Raw genomic sequence first — 23,982 nt, 5'->3', positions numbered from 1 at the left:
CTCCGGCTACTACAGCAAGGCTGTCAGTGGTGAAAAACCGTAATGAATATTCAGACATTGCATCGCCTGACTGGATGCGCCTTTCAGCAGATTGTCGATCGCTGAAATGACAATGATATGTTCGCCTTGCACCTTCCATCCCAGGTCGCAAAACGGCGTCATTTCCACCTCTTGTAAGCGAGGCAGCACGTCGCCTTTTAAACGCACCGCAGGTTTGCCAGCATAAGCGGCTTCAAACGCGGCGTTGACTTGTTCTAAAGTGACACCCGCTTTGAGTTTCATGGTCACCGTGGCAAGAATGCCACGTTTGAAATTGCCAAGATGCGGGGTAAAGATAACCTCACAACCAAGGTGGTTGGCGATTTCCGGCTGATGTCTGTGGTTGAATACGCCGTAAGCTTGCAAGCTCACTTCGCAAAAACTGTTGGTCATGGAGGCTTTACGCCCCGCACCAGAAACGCCACTGGTGGCGTTGATCACTGGCCACTGCGCCGTATCGAGCAACTCTTTCGCCAGCAGTGGTTTGATCGCAAGTTGCGATGCGGTTGGGTAACAGCCAGCGACTGCAATCAGTTGACTTTGCGCAATCTCGCTCTCGTTCCACTCCGCTAAGCCATACGCCGCTTTATCGAGCCAACTGACGTGCTGGTGTTCAAACCCATAGTAGGTGGGGTAAAAGTCGTCGCCTTTAACGCGAAACGCGCCAGAAAGATCAAAAACCTGACAGCCTTGTTCGAGAAAGATCGGCGCTAAGTTGTGACTGACTTCGTGCGCGGTAGCAAGAAACACCACATCACACTGTTCAGCCACGGCTTGAGGATCGCTTAACGGTAGAACATCCATCTCTACCACGCCCGCCAATCTTCCGTGCAATTGAGAGATACATTTACCGGCGTCCGCGCTATTGGCGGAGACATACAAACCTGCTAGCGTGAGCTCAGGATGTTTTTGCACCATCAGAGCCAATTCCGCACCGGTGTAGCCGCTGGCGCCTATAATTGTTGTCTTTAACATCTCAATACATCCGTAAACCAAAAGGGAAACAAAAGTGACTATTCATATTTAATTTTTGCTTTATATTGATTTTTTATTCATTAAATATGAGTTAATATGTGTTTTACCTTTTTGTTACCCAACTGTCAACAGGGGAAGTGAAGAATCTATGCAATTACCAAGTTTTCTTGAGGTTTACCGCGGCTTGATCGCGACACCATCCATCAGTTCCAGCGACCCGAGTTGGGATCAAGGCAACCGAGAGGTGATCGCCAAACTGGCCGATTGGTTTAGCGCGTTGGGTTTTGCAGTCGAGGTTGTCGAAGTGGAACCTGGCAAATTCAATATGTTGGCAAAAAAAGGCCAAGGAGAAGGTGGCCTGCTACTGGCCGGACACAGTGATACTGTCCCCTTTGATCAAGGGCGCTGGAGTTTCGACCCACATCAACTCACCGAGAAAGACAACAAGTTTTACGGCCTAGGCACCGCCGATATGAAAGGCTTTTTCGCCTTTATTTATGAAGCGGCCAAGCGCATGGACTGGTCCGGGCAGAGTAAGCCGCTGTACGTGCTCGCGACCTGCGATGAAGAAACCACCATGCTGGGTGCACGACACTTTAGCGCCAACACCCCTTACAAACCGGATTACTGCATCATCGGTGAGCCAACCAGCTTAGTGCCCGTACGCGGACATAAAGGACATGTGGCCAACGTGGTGCGCGTGACGGGAAAATCGGGCCACTCGTCAGATCCTTCGCTCGGCGTCAATGCCATCGAAATCATGCATGAAGTGCTGTTTGCGCTGATGCAACTGCGCGATCGCCTCATTAAGGAGTACCACAACCCGGGATTCGCCATTCCCAATCCGACACTCAACCTCGGCCACATCCACGGCGGCGACAGTGCCAACCGCATTTGTGGCTGCTGTGAACTGCATTACGATGTGCGCCCACTACCCGGCATCAGCCTTGATGGTCTCAACAATCTGCTGCGCGGCGCGCTCAAAGAGGTGGAAGCCAAATGGCCGGGGCGGATTGACATCGTGCCACTGCATGACCCCATCCCGGGCTATGAATGCCAGCACGACCATCCGTTTATCCACGGAGTCGAAAAACTGTGCGGCAGCGAGTCACAAACCGTCAACTACTGCACCGAAGCGCCATTTTTGCAGCAACTGTGTCCAACCTTAGTGCTTGGCCCGGGTTCGATTGATCAAGCCCATCAGCCCGATGAGTTTCTCTCTTTTGACTTTATTGAGCCGACCACCGACATTTTGCGCAAAGCGATGCGCCAGTACTGTTTTTGAGCAGAGGGAGATGATAACGGCCGTGGCGGTTGCACTATTCCGTCACGGCTGAGCTGTAATTAACTTTCAGTATCGTTTATTCATTAAGGCATAATTTGCGTTAAATCAGCACTGCGAAGGAATATTTGCAAACTAAGTCTGCTTTATTTGACTAGTTACAACAAATTTCGCTAGATTGTGACCTTAACAAGGAACATTGGATGTAATTTTTTTACGAGGCAGGACGACAATGAACGAGAAATACGCCGCTCTCAGGAGTAATGTCAGCATGTTGGGGCACTTGTTGGGCAACACCATACAAGAAGCACACGGTGACGAAATCTTAGAGAAGGTGGAGACGATTCGTAAACTCTCCAAATCTGCCCGCGCTGGCAATCAGGCAGATCGCAACAACCTGATTGAAGAAATTAAAAATCTGCCAGACGAGCAACTAACGCCGGTGGCCCGTGCGTTCAACCAATTTCTGAACCTGACTAATATCGCCGAGCAATACCACACCATTTCACGCCATTGCGATTCGTACGTCTGCGAACCGGATGCGATCAACACCTTGTTTGCCAAACTGAGCCAAAACGGCGTCAGCAAACTCGATACCGCGCAGGCGCTGCGTGAACTGAACATTGAACTGGTTCTGACCGCGCACCCGACGGAAATCACCCGTCGCACCATGATCAACAAACTGGTCAAGATCAACCAGTGTTTGTCGAAGCTGGAACTGGGCGATCTCTCTTCCAAAGAGCGTCACAAAACCGAACAACGCCTAGAGCAGTTGATTGCTCAAGGTTGGCACTCAGATGTGATCCGCAAGCAGCGCCCAACCCCGCTGGATGAAGCCAAGTGGGGCTTTGCCGTGGTGGAAAACTCACTGTGGGAAGCGGTACCCGATTTTCTGCGTGAGCTGGATGAGCGCCTGACAGAGTATCTGGGTGAAGGGCTGCCGATTGATGCCCGCCCGGTACATTTCTCCTCTTGGATGGGCGGTGATCGCGATGGTAACCCGTTTGTCACCCACAGCGTGACTCGTGAAGTACTGCTGCTGTCACGCTGGAAAGCCGCCGACCTCTATCTTCAAGACATCAATGAGTTGATCAGCGAACTGTCGATGACCAAGTGTAACGACACCGTGCGTCAACTCGCTGGTGAAGAAGAACACGAACCGTATCGCGCGGTGCTTAAGCAGCTACGCGCTCTGCTTGCTGAAACTAAAGAGATCTTGGATGCCAAGATCAACGGCCAAAAACTGGCAGTCAAAGCGCCGCTGCAACACATCGACCAACTTTGGCAACCCTTGCTGGCCTGTTACCAGTCACTACGCGAGTGCGGCATGAGCATGATTGCCGACGGCTCGCTGCTTGATGCGCTGCGCCGCGTCAAAGCGTTTGGCGTGCATCTGGTGCGCCTCGACGTACGCCAAGAGAGCACCCGTCATGCCGATGTGCTGTCGGAGCTGACTCGCTATCTCGGCATTGGCGATTACAATCACTGGAGCGAGCAAGATAAGCTGGCTTTCTTAACCAACGAACTGGCGTCCAAACGCCCGCTCCTGCCACGTGATTGGCAACCAAGCGAACCGGTTAAGGAAGTGCTGGACACCTGCAAAATCATTGCTGCACAACCACGTGAAGCGTTTGGCGCCTACGTGATCTCCATGGCACGTACCGCATCGGACGTGTTAGCCGTTCACCTGCTGCTGCAAGAATCTGGCTGTCCGTATCGCATGGACGTCTGCCCGCTGTTTGAAACCCTCGACGATCTCAACAACGCCGAAGCGGTGATCAAACAGCTGATGAGCATCGATCTCTACCGTGGCTTTATCCAAAATCATCAGATGGTAATGATCGGTTACTCCGACTCTGCCAAAGACGCAGGCGTTATGGCGGCGGGCTGGGCGCAATACCACGCAATGGAATCGCTGGTGAAAGTCGCCGAGCAGGAAGGCATTGAGCTGACCCTATTCCACGGCCGCGGCGGCACAATTGGTCGTGGCGGTGCACCGGCTCACGCCGCACTGCTTTCTCAGCCACCGAAGAGCCTAAAAGGCGGCCTGCGCGTGACCGAGCAAGGCGAGATGATCCGCTTTAAACTTGGCCTGCCTGAAGTGGCGGTCAACAGTTTTAACATGTACGCCAGCGCGATTCTTGAAGCGAACCTGCTGCCACCACCGGAGCCAAAGCAAGAGTGGCGCGATTTGATGACCGTGCTCTCTGAAGTGAGCTGCGAAGCCTATCGCAGCGTGGTACGCGGTGAACCGGATTTCGTCCCTTATTTCCGCCAAGCGACCCCGGAGCTGGAACTTGGCAAGCTGCCACTCGGTTCTCGCCCAGCGAAACGCAACCCCAATGGCGGTGTGGAAAGTTTACGGGCGATTCCATGGATCTTCTCTTGGAGCCAAAACCGCCTGCTACTGCCAGCGTGGCTCGGTGCGGGTGAAGCGATTCAATACTCGATCGACAAAGGGCATCAAGCGCTGCTGGAAGAGATGTGTCGCGAATGGCCGTTCTTCTCCACTCGTCTTGGCATGCTGGAGATGGTGTACTCGAAGTGCAACATCGAGATCTCGCGTTACTACGATGAACGCTTGGCAGATGAATCCCTGCTGCCACTTGGCGATAAACTGCGGGCACAGTTGCAACGTGACATCAAAACCGTGCTGAACGTGGAAAACAACGAGAACTTGATGCAAAGCGATCCGTGGGGACAGGAGTCGATCCGTTTGCGCAATATCTACATTGAGCCACTCAACATGCTGCAAGCTGAACTTTTGTACCGCACGCGCCAGACGCAAGAAGCGGCAGAAGAGTTGGAAGAAGCCTTGATGGTGACCATCGCTGGCATCGCGGCGGGAATGCGCAATACCGGTTAAGTCACACCATTGGCGAATCTGATTAATCTCAAGGCTGCATGAAAGTGCAGCCTTTTTACTGCCGACGGCCATCCTCTCTGGTTTTTATCCTCTCAGTACCCATCGCACCTCGGCGTTTCTCACCTTATCAGCCCTTCCTACTACCTTATCGATAAACGCACCATTACTCAGGAAACTTGTAATTACAACGCAATAAAACGTGATAAAAATCACACTTACGCATGGAAATAAGAAGCAAATAGGCAGTATTTTTAACTACAAAAGGAACATTTATCAAACATTCATGCATAACACAGTCTTTAAGTGCCGACTATTTAGTATTTTATTAGTTTTTTAAGCAAAACCACGCATGTATTCTACTTCATGCTTATATTTAGATATAATACGCGTCCGCTGTGAATTAATTATCAAATCATCATTTTCACAGCTCGATGGAAAGTTCCATCCACCCTAGGTGATAAACGGCTTTTAAGGTGACAGGACCAACACAGTGTTGGTGCTGACTGTACATAAAACAAATTGCATCAAATAAGAGTGCAAACGCAGTACAGCCAGCTTGTTAACAGTTTATTGACCATTTGGATGAAGACATGTCATTACCACACGTTATTCTGACCGTTTTAAGCACACGTGATGCTACCGGTTACGACATCACGAAAGAATTCTCAGCCAGTATCGGCTACTTCTGGAAAGCGAGCCACCAACAGGTTTACCGCGAGCTCAACAAAATGGCTGAGCAAGAACTGGTGACTTGTGTACTGGAACCACAGGAAGGCAAACCGGATCGTAAAGTTTACTCTATTACCGACGCAGGACGTTCAGCGCTGGGTGATTGGTTTGATCAACCGACCGCACACCCAACGGTGCGTGACGAATTCTCTGCCAAGCTGATGGCTTGTGCAGTGCAGCCGTCTGCGCCATACCGCCATCAATTGGCGCAATTAGTCGAAGAGTCTCGCAAGCTGGTCGCTCACTACAAAGAGATTGAAGCGGCTTACTACGCCACACCATCGACCCTCGACAAACAAGGTCGTCTAGAGCGTTTGACACTGCGCCGCAACCTGATGCTACGTGAAACGTGGATCAACTGGGCAGACGAAGTGTTGGCGGAATTGGAAGTACTCGGTTAACTCTTCTCGCGCCTCACGCTCGTTAATTGACGAGAGAAACAAATCAGGCTGGTTTGATACCAGCCTTTTTATTTGTCTCAATGTGCTCAAAGTGAAAAGCAAAAGAGGGCGCCCAATAAAAAGCGGCACTCTTTGCGCCGCTTTTACCTTGAAAACCTGACCTTGCAAACCGTTAAGCTTGCTTGGGACGTACGCCTAATGTATGACACAATGCGTAAGTCATCTCGGCGCGATTTAGCGTGTAGAAGTGGAAATCTTTCACCCCTTCTCTACTTAAAATACGCACCATATCAATTGCTTGGCTTGCACCTACTAGCTGACGAGTCACAGGATCGTCATCCAACCCTTCAAACTGTTTCGCCATCCAACCGGGCACTTTAACGTTGTTCTGCGCTGCAAAACGCGACGCCTGCTTAAAGTTCGATACGGGCAAAATACCTGGGACGATTTCCACGTCAATCCCGGCCGCTACGCAGCGGTCACGAAAACGCAAGTAGCTCTCCACATCGAAAAAGAACTGCGTGATGGCACGGTTCGCACCTGCATCCACTTTTCGTTTGAGGTTGAGCAGATCCGCTTGAGCACTTTTCGCTTCAGGGTGGACTTCAGGAAACGCCGCCACCGAAATATCAAAATCGTGCAGCGATTTCAGTAGAGTCACCAGATCAGAGGCATACATCTCTGGCGCGCCACCGCCCGGAGGAATATCACCGCGCAGCGCAACAATATTTTTGATGCCATTCGCCCAGTAGTCATTAGCAATGTTAATAAGCTCGTCACGGCTAGCATCAATACAAGTAAGGTGCGGCGCAGCCACCAGGCCAGTTTGTTCTTTGATCTCTTTAATGATCGAGTGAGTACGGTCACGTTCACCAGAGTTGGCCCCGTAAGTCACCGAGACAAACTTGGGTTGCAGGGTTTTTAGGCGCTGTACTGAGCTCCACAGCGTCTCTTCCATTTGCGGCGTGCTGGGCGGAAAAAACTCAAACGACACATTGATGTTGTCTGAAAGCTCAGCGATATTCTGGTTTAAAGCGTCAATATGACTTGCGTGTGTATAGCCCATGTTCCTCTCCCTGTGACCACCCGCCACAAACTTGCAAACTGTTGCGAACTGACGTTTAGACGTCTATATGGCTACAGAATGAATTGAATACGATTTAATGTCAACAGTGCGATTATGAATATTTCTCAAGTTCATAATGAGCATAGTTCAAGTAGAAATAACAAGGGGCCGATTGGCCCCTTGGATAAGATGTGTACCGATAGCCACGGCGCTTTAACGCCTGTTCATCGCTCTAAAACAGGCCTGCCAGACGATTGAGATCCGACTGAATCGCCCCCGCCGTCACTTCTCGCCCCGCGCCCGGCCCACGAATCACCAACGGGTTGTCTCGATACCACTTACTTTCGATGGCAAAAATGTTGTCGCACGGCAGCAAGTTGGCTAACGCATGCTCACGCGACAGCGCTTCAACACTCACCCGTGCTTTGCCGTTTTTCTCCAAACGCGCCACGTATCTCAACACCTGATCTTGGCGCTGCGCTTTGGCCAGACGCTCCTGTAAACGCTCGCTGAGCAGTTGCGCTTTATCAAAAAATTCATCCAGCGTGAGGTCGCTCAACTCTGCCGGCACCAAAGATTCTACCTTGACGTTCTCCGGCTCAATCTCCAGCCCTGATTCACGTGCCAGAATCACCAGCTTACGCATCACATCCGAGCCATCGAGATCGCTGCGCGGATCTGGCTCGGTCAACCCTTGCTGCCAAGCGAGATCGACCAGTTCAGCAAACGGCACGCTGCCATCAAACTGCTGAAACAACCAAGAAAGCGTGCCAGAGAAGATCCCCGAGAGCGCAACAATGTCGTCACCGCTCTCACGCAAATCGCGCACAGTATGGTTGATCGGCAACCCTGCGCCCACCGTGGCGTTGTACAGCCAATGGCGGCCAATTTTGGCAAACGCATCTTGCACCTGATAGTAATACTCACTGCTGGCTGAACCCGCGATCTTGTTGGCCGAAATCAGATGCAGCCCTTGGTTAGCAATCTCAAGATATTTCGCCGCCAACTCCGCGCTGGCGGTCACATCCAACACCACTGCTTCGTCATAACCTTGCAGAGCGCCTAAACGCAGCAACCAGCTATCGCCATCGTGCGCGATCGAGTCGTCATCAAAATGGCTCTGCACGCTTGCGGCATCCAAGCCTTGCTCATTGAACAGGTACGTTTGGCTATCGACCACCGCCACCAGCTCAAAGTTCATGCCATGGCGTTTTTCCAGTTCACTTTTTTGCTGGGCAAACAGCGTTAGCCAACTCGAACCGATATTGCCTTTGCCGCACAGGGCAATGGCCACCCGTTTTTGCGCTTGGAAAAGCTGGCTATGAATACCTTTGACCAATGCGGGCAGATTAACCCGTCGTAGTACGGCCACCAGACTGAGGCCAGAATCCGCCTCCGAGACGAACTCTACTGGCAAGTGTTTCAACTGCTGGTAGAAGCCAAAGCAGTGGCTGGCATTTTTCGATACCCCCGCGCCCACCGCCGCCACCAGCGAAAAGCCCTCTTTGAGTTTGATTTCTGCTTCCACTGCCAACTCTTGCAGGTAGGCCAAAGCGCCACTGGCGATTTCAGCGGTATAGGCCAAACGCAGGCGATGTTGATCTTTTTGCCATTCAAAGGCCAGCGGTTCCAATTGTGCACGCTTCAAGGCGCGCAGCACCTCTTGCTGCACGCGGTCATCGTCATGGCCTCGAGTAAAAGTGAGCTGTACCAGTAGCACCTCATCGAGCGAGGTGATAATTTTCGCCCCGCGCCCAGATGCAAGCACGCGTTCAATGCGCGTCGAGCCCGATTCCGCATCGTAGCTGCAACGCAAATCGAGTTCAGTGGCACTTTGCGCCACCGGTTGAAGGGTGCGGCTATGCAGCACCGGCGCGGCAAGACGAGCCAGCTCGCTCGCTTCATCCAAACGCAGCAGCGGCAACAAGCACGCGTCCGACACGATCCGCGGGTCGGCGCTGTACACGCCCGCCACATCACTCCAAATTGTCACACGTGACACTTCCGCCAACGCGCCAATGATGGTCGCCGAGTAGTCGGAACCATTGCGGCCAAGCAGCACGGTATCGCCTGCGCCATTTTGCGCCATAAAACCGGTGATGATCACTCGGCGCTTGGCGTGCTGTGCCAGTACCTCTTTCAGCAGCGGATAAGAACGCGCGCGATCCACCTCCGGCTGAGTGCCGCTTTCGGCGCGCAAAAAAGCACGCGCATCTTGTGCCACCGCTGGTAGATTGGACTGGTTAAGCAGTGCAGCCAGCAAACGCGCTGACCACACTTCACCGTGGCCCAGTACGGCCGCTCTCTGCGTTTGAGTGAGCGGCGCCGCCAACTCCGCCAAGGTACTGAACTCATCATTTAGTTGGGCGAGTAGTTGGCCTTGCGCCTCCCCACTGAGCAGCGATTCAACCAAACCAAGCTGGTAGTGACGTAACGATTGCAGCGCGTCATGCGCTAAACGACCATCACACTCCAACCCATCAAGAAACTCAATCAAGCGGTTAGTGGTTTTGCCCGCCGCAGAGACAACCACCAAGTCATTCTCACTGGAATACTCTTTGAGGATATTGGCGACGCGGCGATAACATTCTGGGTCGGCGAGGCTGCTGCCACCAAACTTGTGCAACTGACGTACAACAGACATTTATTGCGCTCCCTTCACTTGTTCAAAGGCTTGTTTGAGATCGGCGATCAAATCGTGCGCATCTTCCAGTCCGACCGACAGACGCAGCAATTGCTGGGAGACACCCGCCTCAGCCAGCGCCGCTTCGCCCATCGCTCGATGCGTCATCGACGCTGGATGGCAGATCAAACTCTCCACCCCACCGAGCGACTCGGCCAAAGAGAACAGCTCCAGCGCTTGCACAAACTGCTTCAACTGTTCAAACGAGCCGGCAAATTCAAAACTGAGCATCGAGCCAAACCCCGATTGCTGCTTTTTAGCGATCTCATGCCCCGGATGTTGCGGCAGGCTCGGATGGTAAATCGTTCCCACCAGCGGTTCGCTTTGCAAAAAGGCTAAAATTTGCTGTGAGCTCTCTTCGTGCACGCGCATGCGCGCCCCCAGCGTGCGAATGCCGCGCAGCGTCATGTAGCTGTCAAACGGCGTACCGGTTGCGCCCAAGCAGTTGCCCCACCAGGACAGCTCCTCGGCATGTTGCGCAGTTTTGGTCACCACCACACCGCCAATCACATCAGAATGGCCATTAATGTATTTGGTGGTGGAGTGAATCACGAAATCCGCGCCCAGCTCTAACGGCTTTTGATAAACCGGAGTGAGGAAGGTGTTGTCGACCGCCACCAGCGCGCCAACGCGATGTGCTTTTTCACACACGGCCGCAATATCGACAACGCGCACCAACGGGTTGGAGGGGGTTTCAATCAACAGCAGTTTGGGCTTGAGCGCCAAGGCCGCCTCCAGCGCCGCTGGGTCGGATTGATCAACAAAGCGCACCTTGAAATCGCCTTTGTTGGCGCGGGTATTGAACAAGCGATACGTACCGCCGTAGCAATCGTGCGGAGCGACAATCAGATCGTTTGGCGATAAGAAAGCAGAGACCCACAAGTTAAGCGCCGACGTACCACAGTTGGTCACCACCGCCCCTTGGCCCGATTCCAACTCATACAGCGCCTGCTCCAGCAAGCCACGGTTGGGGTTGCCCGAGCGGGTATAGTCGTACTTAGGCACTTCGCCAAAGGCTGGAAAGCCGTAGTTGGTCGAAAGGTAAATGGGGGGAACGACAGCACGGAACTGACTGTCTGACTCAATACCAGTTCGAACAGCGATGGTAGCGGGCTTGCGAGTGCTCATAGTGTTTCCTTTCTCCAAAGATGCATTCTGAATGGGAATAGGCTACTGTTGTTTCAGCGTCATCCATTCCTTTTATCCGCCACTTTAACCAGCAAAATTTAAGACGTCAACACTTCTAGACGTCTATATGTCTTTGCTTATGGCGGTAAATCCAGCTACAATCTGCGCCTATTATTTTATTAACCAACTATAACGACTAAAGGTGCGCAATGGCCGACTGGAATGGCGACTACATAAGTCCATACGCAGAGCATGGGAAAAAGAGCGAACAGGTAAAAAAGATCACTGTATCTATCCCATTGAAAGTGCTGAAAGTGCTGACCGATGAACGAACTCGCCGTCAAATTAATAACCTGCGCCATGCAACCAATAGTGAGCTGCTGTGCGAAGCCTTCCTGCACGCCTACACAGGCCAGCCGTTGCCGACCGATGAAGATCTGCGTAAAGACCGCCCAGATGACATTCCAACTGAAGCGAAAGCGCTGATGACAGCGATGGGCATCGAGTTCGAAGCCTACGACGACTGAGGATTTGCTGGTCAGCTCGGGGGGAAGTGGCTGACTGCCAAGGCAAAAATAGCAATAAAAAGAATAGCAATAAAAACGGGACGCCTTGGCGTCCCGTTTTGTTAACAGGTCTACATCATCGTTGGGCTTATTGCGCCATGTAGTTCTCTGGCATCGCGATGCGCGCCACACCAGAATCAACCGCCGCTTGTGCGACTGCTTTTGCTACGCGCGGTAGCAGACGTGGGTCCATCGGTTTTGGAATGATGTAGTGAGGACCGAACTCTAAGCTGTCGACGCCCGCCGCTTTCAACACTTCCGCAGGAACCGGTTCTTTCGCCAATTGGCGAATCGCATCCACCGCCGCCAGTTTCATCTCATCGTTGATTTCGCTGGCGCGAACATCCAATGCGCCGCGGAAAATAAACGGGAAGCACAACACGTTGTTCACTTGGTTTGGATAGTCACTGCGGCCCGTTCCCATGATCAAATCGTCACGCACTTCATGTGCCAGCTCAGGCTTGATCTCAGGATCTGGGTTTGAACAGGCAAACACCACCGGTTTATCGGCCATCAGTTTCAGCGCTTCTGCAGGCATCAGGTTTGGACCTGACACGCCCAAGAAGAGATCCGCGCCAGAAATCACATCTTCCAGCGTGCGTTTGTCGGTGTTATTGGCAAACAGCTGCTTGTATTCGTTGAGGTCATCACGACGCGTATGGATCACGCCTTTGCGATCGAGCATGTAGATCTTCTCACGCATCGCGCCGCATTTGATCAACAGCTCCATACACGCCGCCGCCGCCGCGCCCGCGCCCAAACACACAATCACACATTCGTTGAGTTTTTTGCCTTGCAGCTCGATCGCATTGAGCATGCCCGCTGCCGTTACAATCGCCGTGCCGTGCTGGTCATCGTGGAAAACTGGCACATCACAACGCTCAATCAGGCGTTTCTCGATCTCAAAACAGTCTGGCGCTTTGATATCTTCAAGGTTGATGCCGCCAAAAGTGTCGGCGATGTTGGCAACGGTATCGACAAACTCATCGATGGTGCGGTGTTTTACTTCGATATCGATCGAGTCTAAGCCTGCAAAGCGTTTGAACAGTAACGCTTTCCCTTCCATGACTGGCTTGGACGCCAGCGGACCTAAGTTGCCCAGACCAAGAATTGCAGTGCCGTTAGAGATCACTGCCACCATGTTTCCCTTGGCCGTGTACTTGTAGACGTTCTCCGGGTTTTGCGCGATTTCACGTACTGGCTCAGCCACACCTGGGCTGTAAGCGAGCGCAAGATCTTTGGCGGTTTCGGCTGGCTTGGTCAGCGCAATAGCGATTTTTCCCGCCGTTGGGTAGGCATGGTAATCCAGCGCTTGCTGGCGGCGATCTTCTTCAGGGGTCAATGCCTGGCGATTGTCATCGGACATAGGTCGTTATTCTCTTTATATATTTTGTGGGATAGGGGGAGTGTTGCAAAATGACCTAAAACTCTGCGTTTTTAGATAATTTGGAGATAAATTCTAAATGATATAAGTCAATCTTCCTAGCCAAGAATGCGAAGCATATCTACAAAATAACCAAGAAAGGCGAAGGTAAGACCAGCGAAGGTGCCCCAACCAAGCGCTCCTAATTTAACCACCATGACCAAGAGGCCATGGTGGCTTTTCTCAACCTCGCTCAATGGGCGTGAGTGTTGGTTTTATTAATCATTCTCGCCCCCGCTTCCCCCTGTGGCGCCAGTTGGATCGACTTGTGGGTAGCTAAAAGTAAAGTTCATTTGGGAGTTTGTCACAACAAACTGCACCCCTTGCTTCTTGAGCTTCTCACGGCTCTCCTCACTGAGCTGCACGTTGAGCATAGCCTCCAACTTAACCGTACCTTGATTGAAACGCTGATCCAACTCAGCGCGCGTAACCGCCGCGAAATCGAGCGTTCCTTTGGCCACCTTTTGCCCTGCTGGCAAAGTGATTTGTTGTGGAATGGTCAGATAAGGCATGGTGATTAAATCACTTGCCATGAGCTCCACATCAAACACGAGCTCAAAGTCGAGTGGATCGCTGATGCTGAACTCGATACCTTCTGCCCATTGCTGTGCAATAAAATCACCTTGGCTATCGGGGTCCATTTTGACATTCCTTTGCATCGGAATAGTGATGCTCATTAGATCATCATTGCCAATCACTAGCGTTTGGCTGAATGTATAACTTTTCCCGGGCTGGCAGGCTTGTGCGTCGTAACAACCCGGAAGATCGTAGCGAACCCGACTTCCTTGTGGCAGTTGCGTCGTAAAATCTAATGTGACCCATTCTGAAGGCTCAACGCTGTCATCGGCAATCAGATCGAACTGAATCTCAGGGCGACTGCTGTTCGAAAAAACGAGACTAGCTGGCAGATCGAGGTTGAAATCTTCGGATAAAGTGGCGGTTGAGTTCGCCGATAGAGCGATCGCCGCAACAATATCATCGGCAGACTGAGCTTGGGTGTTATAGTAACCAAATCGCCAAAGCACATTGCCACTGCTGTCTTCAAACACTTGATCGGGCGATTGCTCGACATTCAATGAAATGTAGATGTCATCGTCGTCTCGAACTTCTATCTGGCGTGTAATAACAGGCAATTGAACGTCATTCGCTATCGTCAAGCCGATGCTTTGATGTGCTTCATGAGCGCGGTTGTCTGGGACAATCAATACCAGCAATTTTGATGCTTCGCCTGGCATAAATTGGATGTTCAGTGGCTCTGTATTGTCAATGCTCCCCAGCCTCAAACGAGCCATATTCTCACTGCTGACTGTCACATTAACCGCACGATCCGTTGCCGTATCGAGTCGCAGACTACCTTGTAAAAAACGCCCCTCATTGACCGTATTCTGTGTCAAATAGAGCTCAACACGGCTAGGTTCAGCGACGGCGCTGTCATTATCAGCAATAGTGACGGAGGTCAGTACTTTTTCTTGGGCCGAGGTGACAAAACGAGTTTTGACCATTTCCAGCGTGAAGGTTTCTTGGTTTTCTACATCTAGATCATCAATGATAGGCACATCAAAGCGGAAAACTCTCTGTCCCGATGGAATGAGGACAGAAGAGATGCCTCCCAATGCATTGGGCTGCTGACTATAGCCGCTTTGTATTTGAGGATAGTCAATGAACGCACTCGCGGTATCTTCTGCGGTCGAATAGACGCGATAATACAAATAAACTTGGTTGCCAGACGCCATTTTCCTATCCAAGGTCACTTCAACGACCGCCTTCTGATCGGCTTCACTGGCAGAAAGTACCTGTAGATTTTCAACGACATAACTATCATCATCTCGAATGTAGTAAGTCTTCTCTTGCTTCTGTGTGCCGCTTTCAAAACTGGCACCCTCGGCAATTTCCATACTCAGTTGCAAAGCTTCGTAATACGTTTCGGGTTCTTCGTCACCAAGCACATCCACTTGAATGGTTGCCGTTGGATGCTCAGCACTTAGCGCCAGCACCTCTTGTTTGGCAACAAAATCCTCTCCGTCGGTTGCCCCATATCGGCTGGCAACTTGGTAGCTGAGCTGAACATCGTCCTCGCCAGGATTGATCAGCTCCGCTGTCAGCTCAATACGGCTAGGGGCATCACCTTCGACCAAGTACTGATAGGCGCTGCTTGGCGATATACGCACGAAGGGCATAGGTTGGCCTTGATTGAACACGAGCGTCGAGCCTGATGCTTGGCATAAATTAACCCCCTTGAGTGTAAGCGGCAAAAGAGTTTGCCCCCGCTCGCTACCTGCATGCGCGGTGGTGGTCAAGGTATGGTTGAGGGTCACCTCTTTCTCTTGCGGGTTAAAGGTGATATCGGTTAATTCGTTGGGGACATCGGAATAGGCAATGCGGCCATCCTGCGCACCTAAATAGTGATCCTCGGCAAAAAAGCGCGCGCTTGAAAAAGAAAAATCGCCTTCTTGGCTCAGCGGTTGCTGACGCTCATTGCGCACCAGAAGATAGCCGCTACAAGTGTCACTAACCTCGGCAAAAGCGAGATTGAACTGAGTTAAATGTCTAGTGGTAAACGTCGCGCTAAGTTCACCGAACGCACCTTGTTCCAGTTCAATAAACTGTTCAAACACCCAGCGACTATCTTGTTCGGAAAGAGACCATACCGGAATTTTGTCGCCCACCTTGAGCGGCTGACCCGTTGTTGGGTTGAGCTGCTCGTTACTCAATGACAGTTGCACCGCCAAGGGTTGTCCAGCGACAATCTTGCTCAACGCCTCATTCTCTGAGGTGATCTTAATATCTATGACCGCTAAAGAACGAAAACGAACCTCACTGCCAACAGGTAACTGTGTCCCTGCTTGCGAATTATACTGCGCCAAATTCGCGGCCGATTCTTTAGCGCTCAGAGGCAATTTCGCACTGTCTGACGGGTAGGCAATTTGCTCAATCTGTACCGTTTCCGCATTCACCACTTCTCCCTGCTGATTAACCCATTGAGTTTGTGGCGATATTTTAATCACCGTTTGCAACGGCGATTCAGGCTGCGCGTTCACTTCAATCAGGCCGGAGCTTGTAAGTGGCTGTGCCGCAAGCTTTAAAGTGGAACTCTGATAAAAAACACCCGCTTGGCTCAGTTGCGGCGAAGTGAGCGAAAGCAACTCGATGCTTTGTTGATTAACACCAAAATCACTGACCACGACAGAAGCACGTTGGCTTAAATACCCCGGTGCGGCCACTTGAATAACGAGAGATAACGGATAGTCCAATAACCCATCGACATCACGATCATGAAACTTACTTTGATCAAGCTGAATGTGCTGTCCGTCAAGCTGTGTCACGAGCTGGTTGAGATCAGATAACACAGCAATCGTCGCGTTTGTTAACTCACCGCCTTGATCATCCAACACTTTAATCGCCAGCGAGGAGCGTTCAGGGTAATCAGGTGCCGTAGGCGGAACAACAACAGGTGCCGAAGGTTCATTCACAGGATTAGACGATGAGCTTCCACCGCCACAGCCAGCTAATAAAATAGTTGACGCTACCATTAACGCCAGCGTTGTCTTTTGCATGCCACTCTCCTAATCCTGAACAAGCCCAACCGCCGCTTTGTTAAAAATAAGTTAACAGGTATAACAGTAATAAATTATTGTTACAAGTTTTATATCAGAAAGGGGATTTATTGGCCTCAATGAAAAAATAGTGAGGGTGAATCAAGCGGAAGGAAGGAATGGATCGATAGAAAGGAACACAAGGGGCAACGAGGTTTGCACTCGCCTAACAAGCAAAAAGGCCGCCGAAGCGACCTTTTCTCAAACAGTGATCACAGATGTGATTATTTCTTACCGCTTGATAGCGCACCGAAACGCTTGTTGAAGCGATCAACACGGCCGCCTGTATCAACGATACGTTGCTTACCAGTGTAGAATGGGTGGCACTTGTCACATACGTCTAGGTGGATAGCTTCTTTACCTAGAGTAGAGCTAAAAACGAAAGAGTTGCCGCAAGAACAAGTTGCGTTTACTGCTTTGTATTCTGGGTGGATACCAGCTTTCATGGGATAACCTCAAATAGTAGGCCGTGTCGCTATACGAGCCTTTGCCGCACACCACACGTAGTTAAAAATGAACTCTTAGATACCGCGATCGCTAATGCGAAGCCATATCTTAAGGCGCGATATAGTAATGAATCGACTCAAACGGATCAACCTATTTGCGCCATTTTGCGCTAGTTTTTTAATCAGCCATCGCGTCTCGAATTTGCCCGCCGCTTCCTTTAGACTGTCAGTCATTATTTTTCTGTTTACTCACGCCACCTTATGCGCCCATCGATAGCCCGAGTTGCCCTACCCGTCCCCCTCGATAAACAGTTTGATTATCTGGTGCCCAGCCATCTGTTTCCGATTATCGGCGGTCGGGTGAGCGTCCCGTTTGGTCGGCAGACGCTGGTCGGCATTGTCACGGCGCTGGTGCAGGAATCGGACTTCCCGCGTGAGCAACTCAAATCGATCAAAGCGGTGCTGGATAGTCAGCCGCTGTGGCCCGAGCCGATTTACAGCCTGCTGCAATGGTGCAGCCAATATTATCAGCATCCACTGGGAGAAACGTTGCACAACGCCCTACCTGCGGCGCTGCGCAAGGGCAAAGCGGCCGATTTTGCCACGTTGCAGGAGTGGCAGTTAACCGAGCAAGGCAAAAGCCAGTTGATGCAGGATTTTGGTCGTGCGGTGAAACAGGCACGTGTGATGAAAATGCTCGCCGATGGCCCGGTTAGCCATCAGCGCTTTCTCGACGAAGAAATTACCTCGTCAGTGCTCAAAGCCCTCGAAGAGAAAGGTTGGATCGAGAGCCAAGACAAAACGCCGCAAGTCCAAGCTTGGGGCGAGGCGATTGAAAATGAGAGCGACAAGCCGAAACTCAATCAAGAGCAAGCGATCGCCATTGCCTCGGTGCACTGCCAGACAAGCTTTGCCAGCTTCTTGCTTGAGGGGGTGACGGGGTCGGGTAAAACCGAAGTGTACTTAAACCTGATCAAACCGGTTTTAGCCCAAGGTCGCCAAGCGCTGGTGCTGGTGCCGGAAATCGGCTTAACCCCGCAAACTATTAACCGTTTTCGCCGCCGCTTCAATGTTCCCGTGGCGGTGATTCACTCGGGACTCAACGACACTGAACGTCTCAACGCTTGGCTGAGCGCGCGCGACAAAGTGGCTGGCATTGTGATTGGTACTCGCTCGGCCTTGTTCACGCCTTTTGCCGACTTGGGCATGATCATCGTCGATGAAGAGCACGATACCTCTTATAAACAGCAAGATAGCCTGCGTTACCACGCGCGCGATGTGGCGGTGATGCGCGCCGCCAAAGAAGATATTCCAATCATCCTCGGCTCGGCGACGCCAGCTCTGGAGTCGCTACACAATGCACTCAGCGGCAAATACCACCATCTGACTTTAACCCAGCGGGCCGGCGTTGCCGTACCAACACGCAATCAAGTACTGGATGTTAAAGGGCTCTATCTGGAAAGCGGCTTGTCTGCGCCCTTGATTGTCGAAATGCGCCGCCATCTCAAAGCGGGCAATCAGGTGATGCTGTTTCTTAATCGGCGCGGTTTCTCCCCCGCACTGATGTGCCACCAATGCGGCTGGATTGCCGAATGTAAACGCTGCGATGCCTACTACACCTACCACCAATACAGCAACGAGATCCGCTGCCATCATTGCGGCTCACAGCAGCCGGTGATCCATCAGTGCCAAGGCTGCGGCTCTAGCCAGTTGGTCACCGTTGGCGTCGGCACCGAGCAGCTAGAGAACCAGTTGGAAAACCTCTTTCCCGAGTACAAAGCGATTCGTATTGACCGAGACAGCACGCGGCGCAAAGGCAGCTTGGAAGATGCACTGCAAGCGATCCGACGCGGCGAGTATCAAATCTTGATCGGCACACAGATGCTGGCCAAAGGGCACCATTTTCCTGATGTGACGCTGGTTGCTTTGCTTGATGTGGATGGCTCGCTCTACAGCAGTGATTTTCGCGCTTCCGAGCGATTGGCCCAACTGTTTATTCAGGTGGCCGGACGCGCTGGGCGCGCCAGCAAACCCGGTGAAGTGCTGCTGCAAACCCATCATCCAGAGCACCCGCTGCTACAAGCCTTGCTGACTAAAGACTATCGCTCGTTTGCCTTAAGCGCGTTGGAAGAGCGGCGCATCGCCCAACTGCCGCCCTACAGCTTTTTGACCCTGTTTCGCGCCGAGGCCAATCACAGCGAGCTTTGCGAGGCGTTCTTGCGCCAAGTTCGTCTCACCCTCGAGTCCCATCCATTGTTTGACGACACCTGTTTAGTGCTTGGGCCGACCCCATCACCGCTGGCCAAACGTGCGGGCAAATATCGCTGGCAACTGCTTTTGCAAACGCAAAGCCGCGTCTTGATGCAAAAATTGTTAATCAGCGCAAAGCCAGCGATTGAAATGTTACCGAATGCAAAGAAAGTACGATGGATCGTAGACATTGAGCCACAGGATTTGAGCTAGCAAACGATAAAATCTTCAAACCATCTTCGATACTTGCAAGGTATTACCTTTTTACGTGATGACAATCACATGAAGAATGTAAATTCTGTTAATTCCGCCGTAACTTTCGCTGAAGAAATGAATAGACTATCCGGGTTATCTCATATTTTGCATCAGAACAATAATTGAACGTCAATCATGGCGAAAAAGAGGGTTTAATTTATGGCGACAATGAAGGATGTTGCCCAGCTCGCTGGTGTCTCGACCGCCACGGTCTCAAGAGCACTAATGAATCCCGAAAAAGTGTCGGCCACCACCAGAAAACGGGTGGAAGACGCGGTTTTAGAGGCTGGATATTCACCAAACTCGCTTGCAAGAAATTTACGTCGGAATGAATCAAAAACCATAGTAACGATTGTCCCAGACATCTGCGACCCCTACTTTACCGAGATTATTCGCGGTATCGAAGACGCAGCGATGGAGCAAGGCTACTTAGTTTTACTGGGTGACAGTGGTCAGCAAAAGCGGCGCGAAAGCTCGTTTGTCAACCTTGTCTTCACCAAACAGGCCGATGGTATGTTGCTGCTTGGCACCGATCTGCCGTTTGATGTCAGCAAGCCGGAGCAGAAAAACCTGCCACCGATGGTGATGGCGTGTGAGTTCGCCCCCGAGCTCGAACTGCCCACCGTGCACATCGACAACCTAACCTCGGCGTTTGAAGCCGTGAACTACTTAACCCTGCTTGGGCATAAACGCATCGCGCAAATCTCCGGCCCATCGTCTGCGGTGCTGTGTCAGTTCCGTCAGCAAGGTTACCAACAAGCACTACGACGTGCTGGCATCACCATGAACCCGGATTACTGCGCGGAAGCCGAGTTCTCGTTCGCCGGTGGCACAGAGGCCATTCGCCAGTTGTTGGAGTTACCTGAACCACCGACAGCCGTATTCTGCCACTGTGATACCATGGCAATTGGCGCCATTCAAGCAGCGAAAAAGCTTGGCCTACGCGTGCCACAAGATCTCTCTGTGGTCGGTTTTGACGACATCCAATTTGCCCAGTACTGCGATCCGCCTCTGACCACCATCTCTCAGCCGCGCTATGAAATTGGCCGTCAAGCCATGTTGATGATGCTCGAAGTGCTCAAAGGGCACGAGATCCACAGTGGCTCTCGCCTGCTCGAAACGCAACTGGTGATCCGTGGCAGCGCCGCGCCACCGAAAATGCGTTAAACGCACAAAGCGAGTTAAAGCGGCGCATTTGTGTTGCGTCGCTTCCTTTTATTGTCTCGTGCCCTGTTCTGTTTTGTCATTCTGGATTACCATGTCCGGCTGAATAAATCATAGTTAGGGTCTATTGACCTTTTGAGATGATTTTTGCAGCAGTTTGTGGGTTCTTTGTGCAAGGCAGAGGCTTTGAATTGTAGTGGCCTACATGATAAGCCGATAACGCAGCAAAAAGGAGCCACAAACGCTGCCCGAAGGGTTCAGCTAAAAGCGTTTTACTCTTTGTTGAGAGGTGTTTTGCTTAGAATGACTAGGCTACAAACCTCTCGTCGCGATTAAAACGCTTTTATCTCGAACAAAATTTAACCGCAAAAGGTCAACAGACCCTAGTAATTATCGTGGCTAAAGATTATGTAAGGCGTGGTCGTAGCCCCAAAAAACCGGCTACAAAAAAGACCGCCACAGCGAAAAGAAAACCTTGGCGCGCAGGCTTACTGGCAATTTTGCTGGTTGGCGCGTTTGGCTATGGCCTGTATATCCTCAATAACGACCCAGAGCCACCCGTGCCGGTCGTGCAACAAAGCAAACCAACTCCTAAGCCCGCAGCGAAAAAAGAGCTGCCTCCTCCGCCAGAAGAAAAATGGCAATACGTGGAGTCTCTGCCTAAACGCGAAATCGAAGTGGTGGCCAAAGAGCAGGAAATCTCAGCCATTCCTTACATCATGCAGTGTGGTGCTTACAAAACGCTAGATCAAGCGGAAGCGCGCAAGCTAGACATCGCCTTTCAAGGCATCACCAGTAAGATCCGCAAAAAAGAGGGCAGCGACTGGTATCGCGTGGTGCTGGGCCCGTACACCACTAAAAGGGACGCCGAGCGCGATCGGCACAAGCTGCAACGCGCCAAAATTGAGCCTTGTGCGATTTGGAAAGAAGCGCAGTAAAATAGCAAACTCGGCTAGGCACAAGTACATCACTTGTGCCTTTTTATTTGCCTCGGCTGGCCCCCTTTCTCCGCCCTCGATTCGCTCTTGAATTCTCTTTTACCACCCCCATATATCAAACAACTCCATCGTGAAAAGTATCAAGAGGTCTGCTCGTGACTACCATAGTATCTGTACGTCGTAACAACACAGTCGTCATCGCCGGAGACGGACAAGTGTCTTTGGGCAACACCGTCATGAAAGGCAATGCGCGCAAAGTTCGCCGTCTTTACAACAACAAAGTGCTGGCTGGCTTTGCAGGTGGCACAGCTGACGCCTTTACCCTATTTGAACGCTTCGAAAGCAAATTGCAGATGCACCAAGGTCATCTGACCAAAGCCGCGGTTGAACTGGCCAAAGATTGGCGCAGCGATCGCGCTCTGCGCAAACTCGAAGCGCTACTCGCCGTGGCCGACGAAACGGCGTCGCTGATCATCACCGGCAACGGTGACGTGGTGCAGCCAGAAAATGACCTGATCGCAATTGGCTCAGGCGGCGCTTACGCTCAAGCGGCTGCCACTGCGCTGTTGGAAAACACCGACCTAGACGCACGCGAGATCGCCGTCAAAGCGCTCAACATCGCCGGTGACATTTGTGTGTTTACCAACCACAATCACACCATTGAAGAGCTCACGGCCACGCCAGAGTTGCCCAGCGCAACCCAAGCGTAACTTACACAGAATTTGAGGAAGCAAGATGTCTGAAATGACTCCCCGCGAAATTGTGCACGAACTGAACCGTCACATCATTGGTCAGGAAAAAGCAAAACGCTCGGTGGCGATTGCCCTACGTAACCGCTGGCGCCGTATGCAGCTTGAAGAAGGGCTGCGCGCCGAAGTCACCCCGAAAAATATCCTGATGATCGGCCCAACTGGGGTAGGTAAAACCGAAATTGCTCGCCGTTTGGCTAAACTGGCCAACGCACCGTTTATCAAAGTCGAAGCGACCAAGTTCACCGAAGTCGGTTATGTGGGTAAAGAGGTGGAAACCATTATCCGCGATCTGACCGACGTGGCGGTGAAAATGACCCACCAGCAAGCGATGGAAAAAGTGCAGTTCCGCGCTGAAGAACTAGCGGAAGAGCGCGTGCTCGACGCCCTGCTGCCGCCAGCACGCGATGCATGGGGACAAAGTGAACAGAGCGACGACAACTCCAATACGCGCCAAATTTTCCGCAAGAAACTGCGTGAAGGTAAGCTCGACGACAAAGAGATTGAAGTCAATGTTGCTGCGCCGCAAATGGGCGTGGAAATCATGGCGCCTCCGGGTATGGAGGAGATGACCAACCAGCTACAAGGCATGTTCCAAAGCCTTGCGGGTAACACCAGCAAAAAACGCAAACTGAAGATCAAAGATGCGATGAAAGCGCTGACCGAAGAGGAAGCGGCGAAGCTGGTCAACCAAGAAGAGCTGAAAGATCAGGCGATTTACAACGTTGAGAACAACGGCATCGTGTTTATCGATGAGATCGACAAAATCTGTAAGCGCGGCGAAAGCTCGGGCCCAGATGTCTCTCGTGAAGGGGTGCAGCGTGACCTATTGCCGCTGATTGAAGGCAGCACCGTATCGACCAAACACGGCATGGTGCGCACTGACCACATCCTGTTTATCACCTCCGGCGCGTTCCAAGTGGCGAAACCGTCTGATTTGATCCCCGAGCTGCAAGGGCGCCTGCCGATCCGCGTCGAGCTCGAAGCACTGACCAGTCACGATTTCAAACGCATCCTGACTGAACCTAAAGCATCTTTGACCGAGCAATACATCGCCCTGATGAAAACCGAGCAGGTTGATATCGAGTTCACCGAAGATGGCATCAGCCAAATAGCCGAAGCGGCGTGGACCGTCAACGAAACCACGGAAAACATCGGCGCACGCCGTCTGCACACAGTGATGGAACGTTTGATGGATGAAATCTCCTTCGACGCCACAGAAAAATCGGGCGCCAAGTTTGTCATCGACGCGCAATACGTCAAGCAGCGCCTCGGCGAGTTTGTCGCCGACGAAGATCTAAGCCGCTTTATTCTTTAAGGGAAGACAAGGACCTAGGGACTAGGAACTAGGTTCTAGGGAAGAGCAGGGACTAGGAAAGGCAAGAGCGGAAGAGCTGAAGAGAAGGTCCTGGGGTCCTAGGCCCTTGGT

The 23,982-nt window shown here is 51.8% G+C and carries 16 protein-coding genes; 9 read left to right on the top strand and 7 right to left on the bottom strand.

Annotated elements, in window-relative coordinates; genetic code table 11:
• Positions 1–9: 9 nt before the first annotated feature.
• Complete coding sequence (argC, locus tag EA26_RS02285) at positions 10–1,014, bottom strand: N-acetyl-gamma-glutamyl-phosphate reductase (protein WP_039422992.1); 1,005 nt, start codon at positions 1,012–1,014, stop codon at positions 10–12.
• A 148-nt stretch (positions 1,015–1,162) separates the two neighbouring features.
• On the opposite strand from argC, the gene argE reads away from it, so the two are divergent.
• The 3 genes from argE to EA26_RS02270 all read left to right on the top strand — a co-directional run bounded on the left by argE (position 1,163) and on the right by EA26_RS02270 (position 6,292).
• A complete protein-coding gene (gene argE / locus EA26_RS02280) occupies positions 1,163–2,299 on the top strand; it encodes an acetylornithine deacetylase (RefSeq protein WP_039422990.1) in 1,137 nt (378 codons plus the stop codon).
• Between the two features lie 229 nt (positions 2,300–2,528).
• Positions 2,529–5,162, top strand: a complete 2,634-nt coding sequence (gene ppc / locus EA26_RS02275; protein WP_039422987.1) for a phosphoenolpyruvate carboxylase — start codon at positions 2,529–2,531, stop codon at positions 5,160–5,162.
• Between the two features lie 590 nt (positions 5,163–5,752).
• The gene (locus tag EA26_RS02270) at positions 5,753–6,292 is read left to right on the top strand and encodes a PadR family transcriptional regulator (protein WP_039422985.1); all 540 of its coding nucleotides are present in this window, start codon (positions 5,753–5,755) and stop codon (positions 6,290–6,292) included.
• Between the two features lie 172 nt (positions 6,293–6,464).
• On the opposite strand, the gene metF is transcribed toward EA26_RS02270, so the two are convergent.
• The 3 genes from metF to EA26_RS02255 form a co-directional block, all read right to left on the bottom strand.
• Positions 6,465–7,358 carry a methylenetetrahydrofolate reductase gene (gene metF / locus EA26_RS02265; RefSeq protein ID WP_039422984.1) on the bottom strand — a complete coding sequence of 298 codons (894 nt, stop codon included), beginning with the start codon at positions 7,356–7,358 and terminating at the stop codon, positions 6,465–6,467.
• Positions 7,359–7,590: 232 nt separating this feature from the next.
• A complete protein-coding gene (locus tag EA26_RS02260; RefSeq protein WP_039422983.1) occupies positions 7,591–10,002 on the bottom strand; it encodes a bifunctional aspartate kinase/homoserine dehydrogenase II in 2,412 nt (803 codons plus the stop codon).
• Positions 10,003–11,169, bottom strand: coding sequence for an O-succinylhomoserine (thiol)-lyase (locus tag EA26_RS02255; RefSeq protein ID WP_039422982.1), 1,167 nt, complete (start codon positions 11,167–11,169; stop codon positions 10,003–10,005). It lies immediately after the preceding gene.
• Between the two features lie 209 nt (positions 11,170–11,378).
• Here EA26_RS02255 and metJ point away from each other — a divergent pair, with 209 nt between their 5' ends.
• The gene (gene metJ, locus EA26_RS02250) at positions 11,379–11,696 is read left to right on the top strand and encodes a met regulon transcriptional regulator MetJ (RefSeq protein ID WP_039422980.1); all 318 of its coding nucleotides are present in this window, start codon (positions 11,379–11,381) and stop codon (positions 11,694–11,696) included.
• Positions 11,697–11,823: 127 nt separating this feature from the next.
• On the opposite strand, the gene EA26_RS02245 is transcribed toward metJ, so the two are convergent.
• The 3 genes from EA26_RS02245 to rpmE all read right to left on the bottom strand — a co-directional run bounded on the left by EA26_RS02245 (position 11,824) and on the right by rpmE (position 17,197).
• A complete protein-coding gene (locus EA26_RS02245; RefSeq protein WP_039422977.1) occupies positions 11,824–13,101 on the bottom strand; it encodes a malic enzyme-like NAD(P)-binding protein in 1,278 nt (425 codons plus the stop codon).
• Positions 13,102–13,376: 275 nt separating this feature from the next.
• A complete protein-coding gene (locus EA26_RS02240) occupies positions 13,377–16,712 on the bottom strand; it encodes a Calx-beta domain-containing protein (RefSeq protein ID WP_039422974.1) in 3,336 nt (1,111 codons plus the stop codon).
• Positions 16,713–16,975: 263 nt separating this feature from the next.
• Positions 16,976–17,197 carry a 50S ribosomal protein L31 gene (rpmE, locus tag EA26_RS02235; RefSeq protein ID WP_039422972.1) on the bottom strand — a complete coding sequence of 74 codons (222 nt, stop codon included), beginning with the start codon at positions 17,195–17,197 and terminating at the stop codon, positions 16,976–16,978.
• A gap of 261 nt (positions 17,198–17,458) precedes the next feature.
• On the opposite strand from rpmE, the gene priA reads away from it, so the two are divergent.
• The 5 genes from priA (at position 17,459) to hslU (ending at position 23,871) form a co-directional block, all read left to right on the top strand.
• Positions 17,459–19,660, top strand: coding sequence for a primosomal protein N' (gene priA / locus EA26_RS02230; protein WP_039422969.1), 2,202 nt, complete (start codon positions 17,459–17,461; stop codon positions 19,658–19,660).
• Between the two features lie 201 nt (positions 19,661–19,861).
• Entirely contained in the window at positions 19,862–20,869 is a 1,008-nt protein-coding gene (gene cytR / locus EA26_RS02225) for a DNA-binding transcriptional regulator CytR (protein WP_039422966.1), read from the top strand.
• A gap of 389 nt (positions 20,870–21,258) precedes the next feature.
• A complete protein-coding gene (locus EA26_RS02220; RefSeq protein WP_039422963.1) occupies positions 21,259–21,804 on the top strand; it encodes an SPOR domain-containing protein in 546 nt (181 codons plus the stop codon).
• 155 nt (positions 21,805–21,959) lie between these two features.
• Positions 21,960–22,514, top strand: a complete 555-nt coding sequence (gene hslV / locus EA26_RS02215; protein WP_039422960.1) for an ATP-dependent protease subunit HslV — start codon at positions 21,960–21,962, stop codon at positions 22,512–22,514.
• A gap of 25 nt (positions 22,515–22,539) precedes the next feature.
• Positions 22,540–23,871, top strand: coding sequence for an ATP-dependent protease ATPase subunit HslU (hslU, locus tag EA26_RS02210; RefSeq protein WP_039422957.1), 1,332 nt, complete (start codon positions 22,540–22,542; stop codon positions 23,869–23,871).
• Positions 23,872–23,982: the final 111 nt, after the last annotated feature.

It is taken from the genome of Vibrio navarrensis (assembly GCF_000764325.1).
Taxonomy (GTDB): Bacteria; Pseudomonadota; Gammaproteobacteria; order Enterobacterales; family Vibrionaceae; genus Vibrio; species Vibrio navarrensis.
Note: the sequence above shows the minus strand (reverse complement) of the source record. Positions and strands in the feature narration are given on the sequence as shown.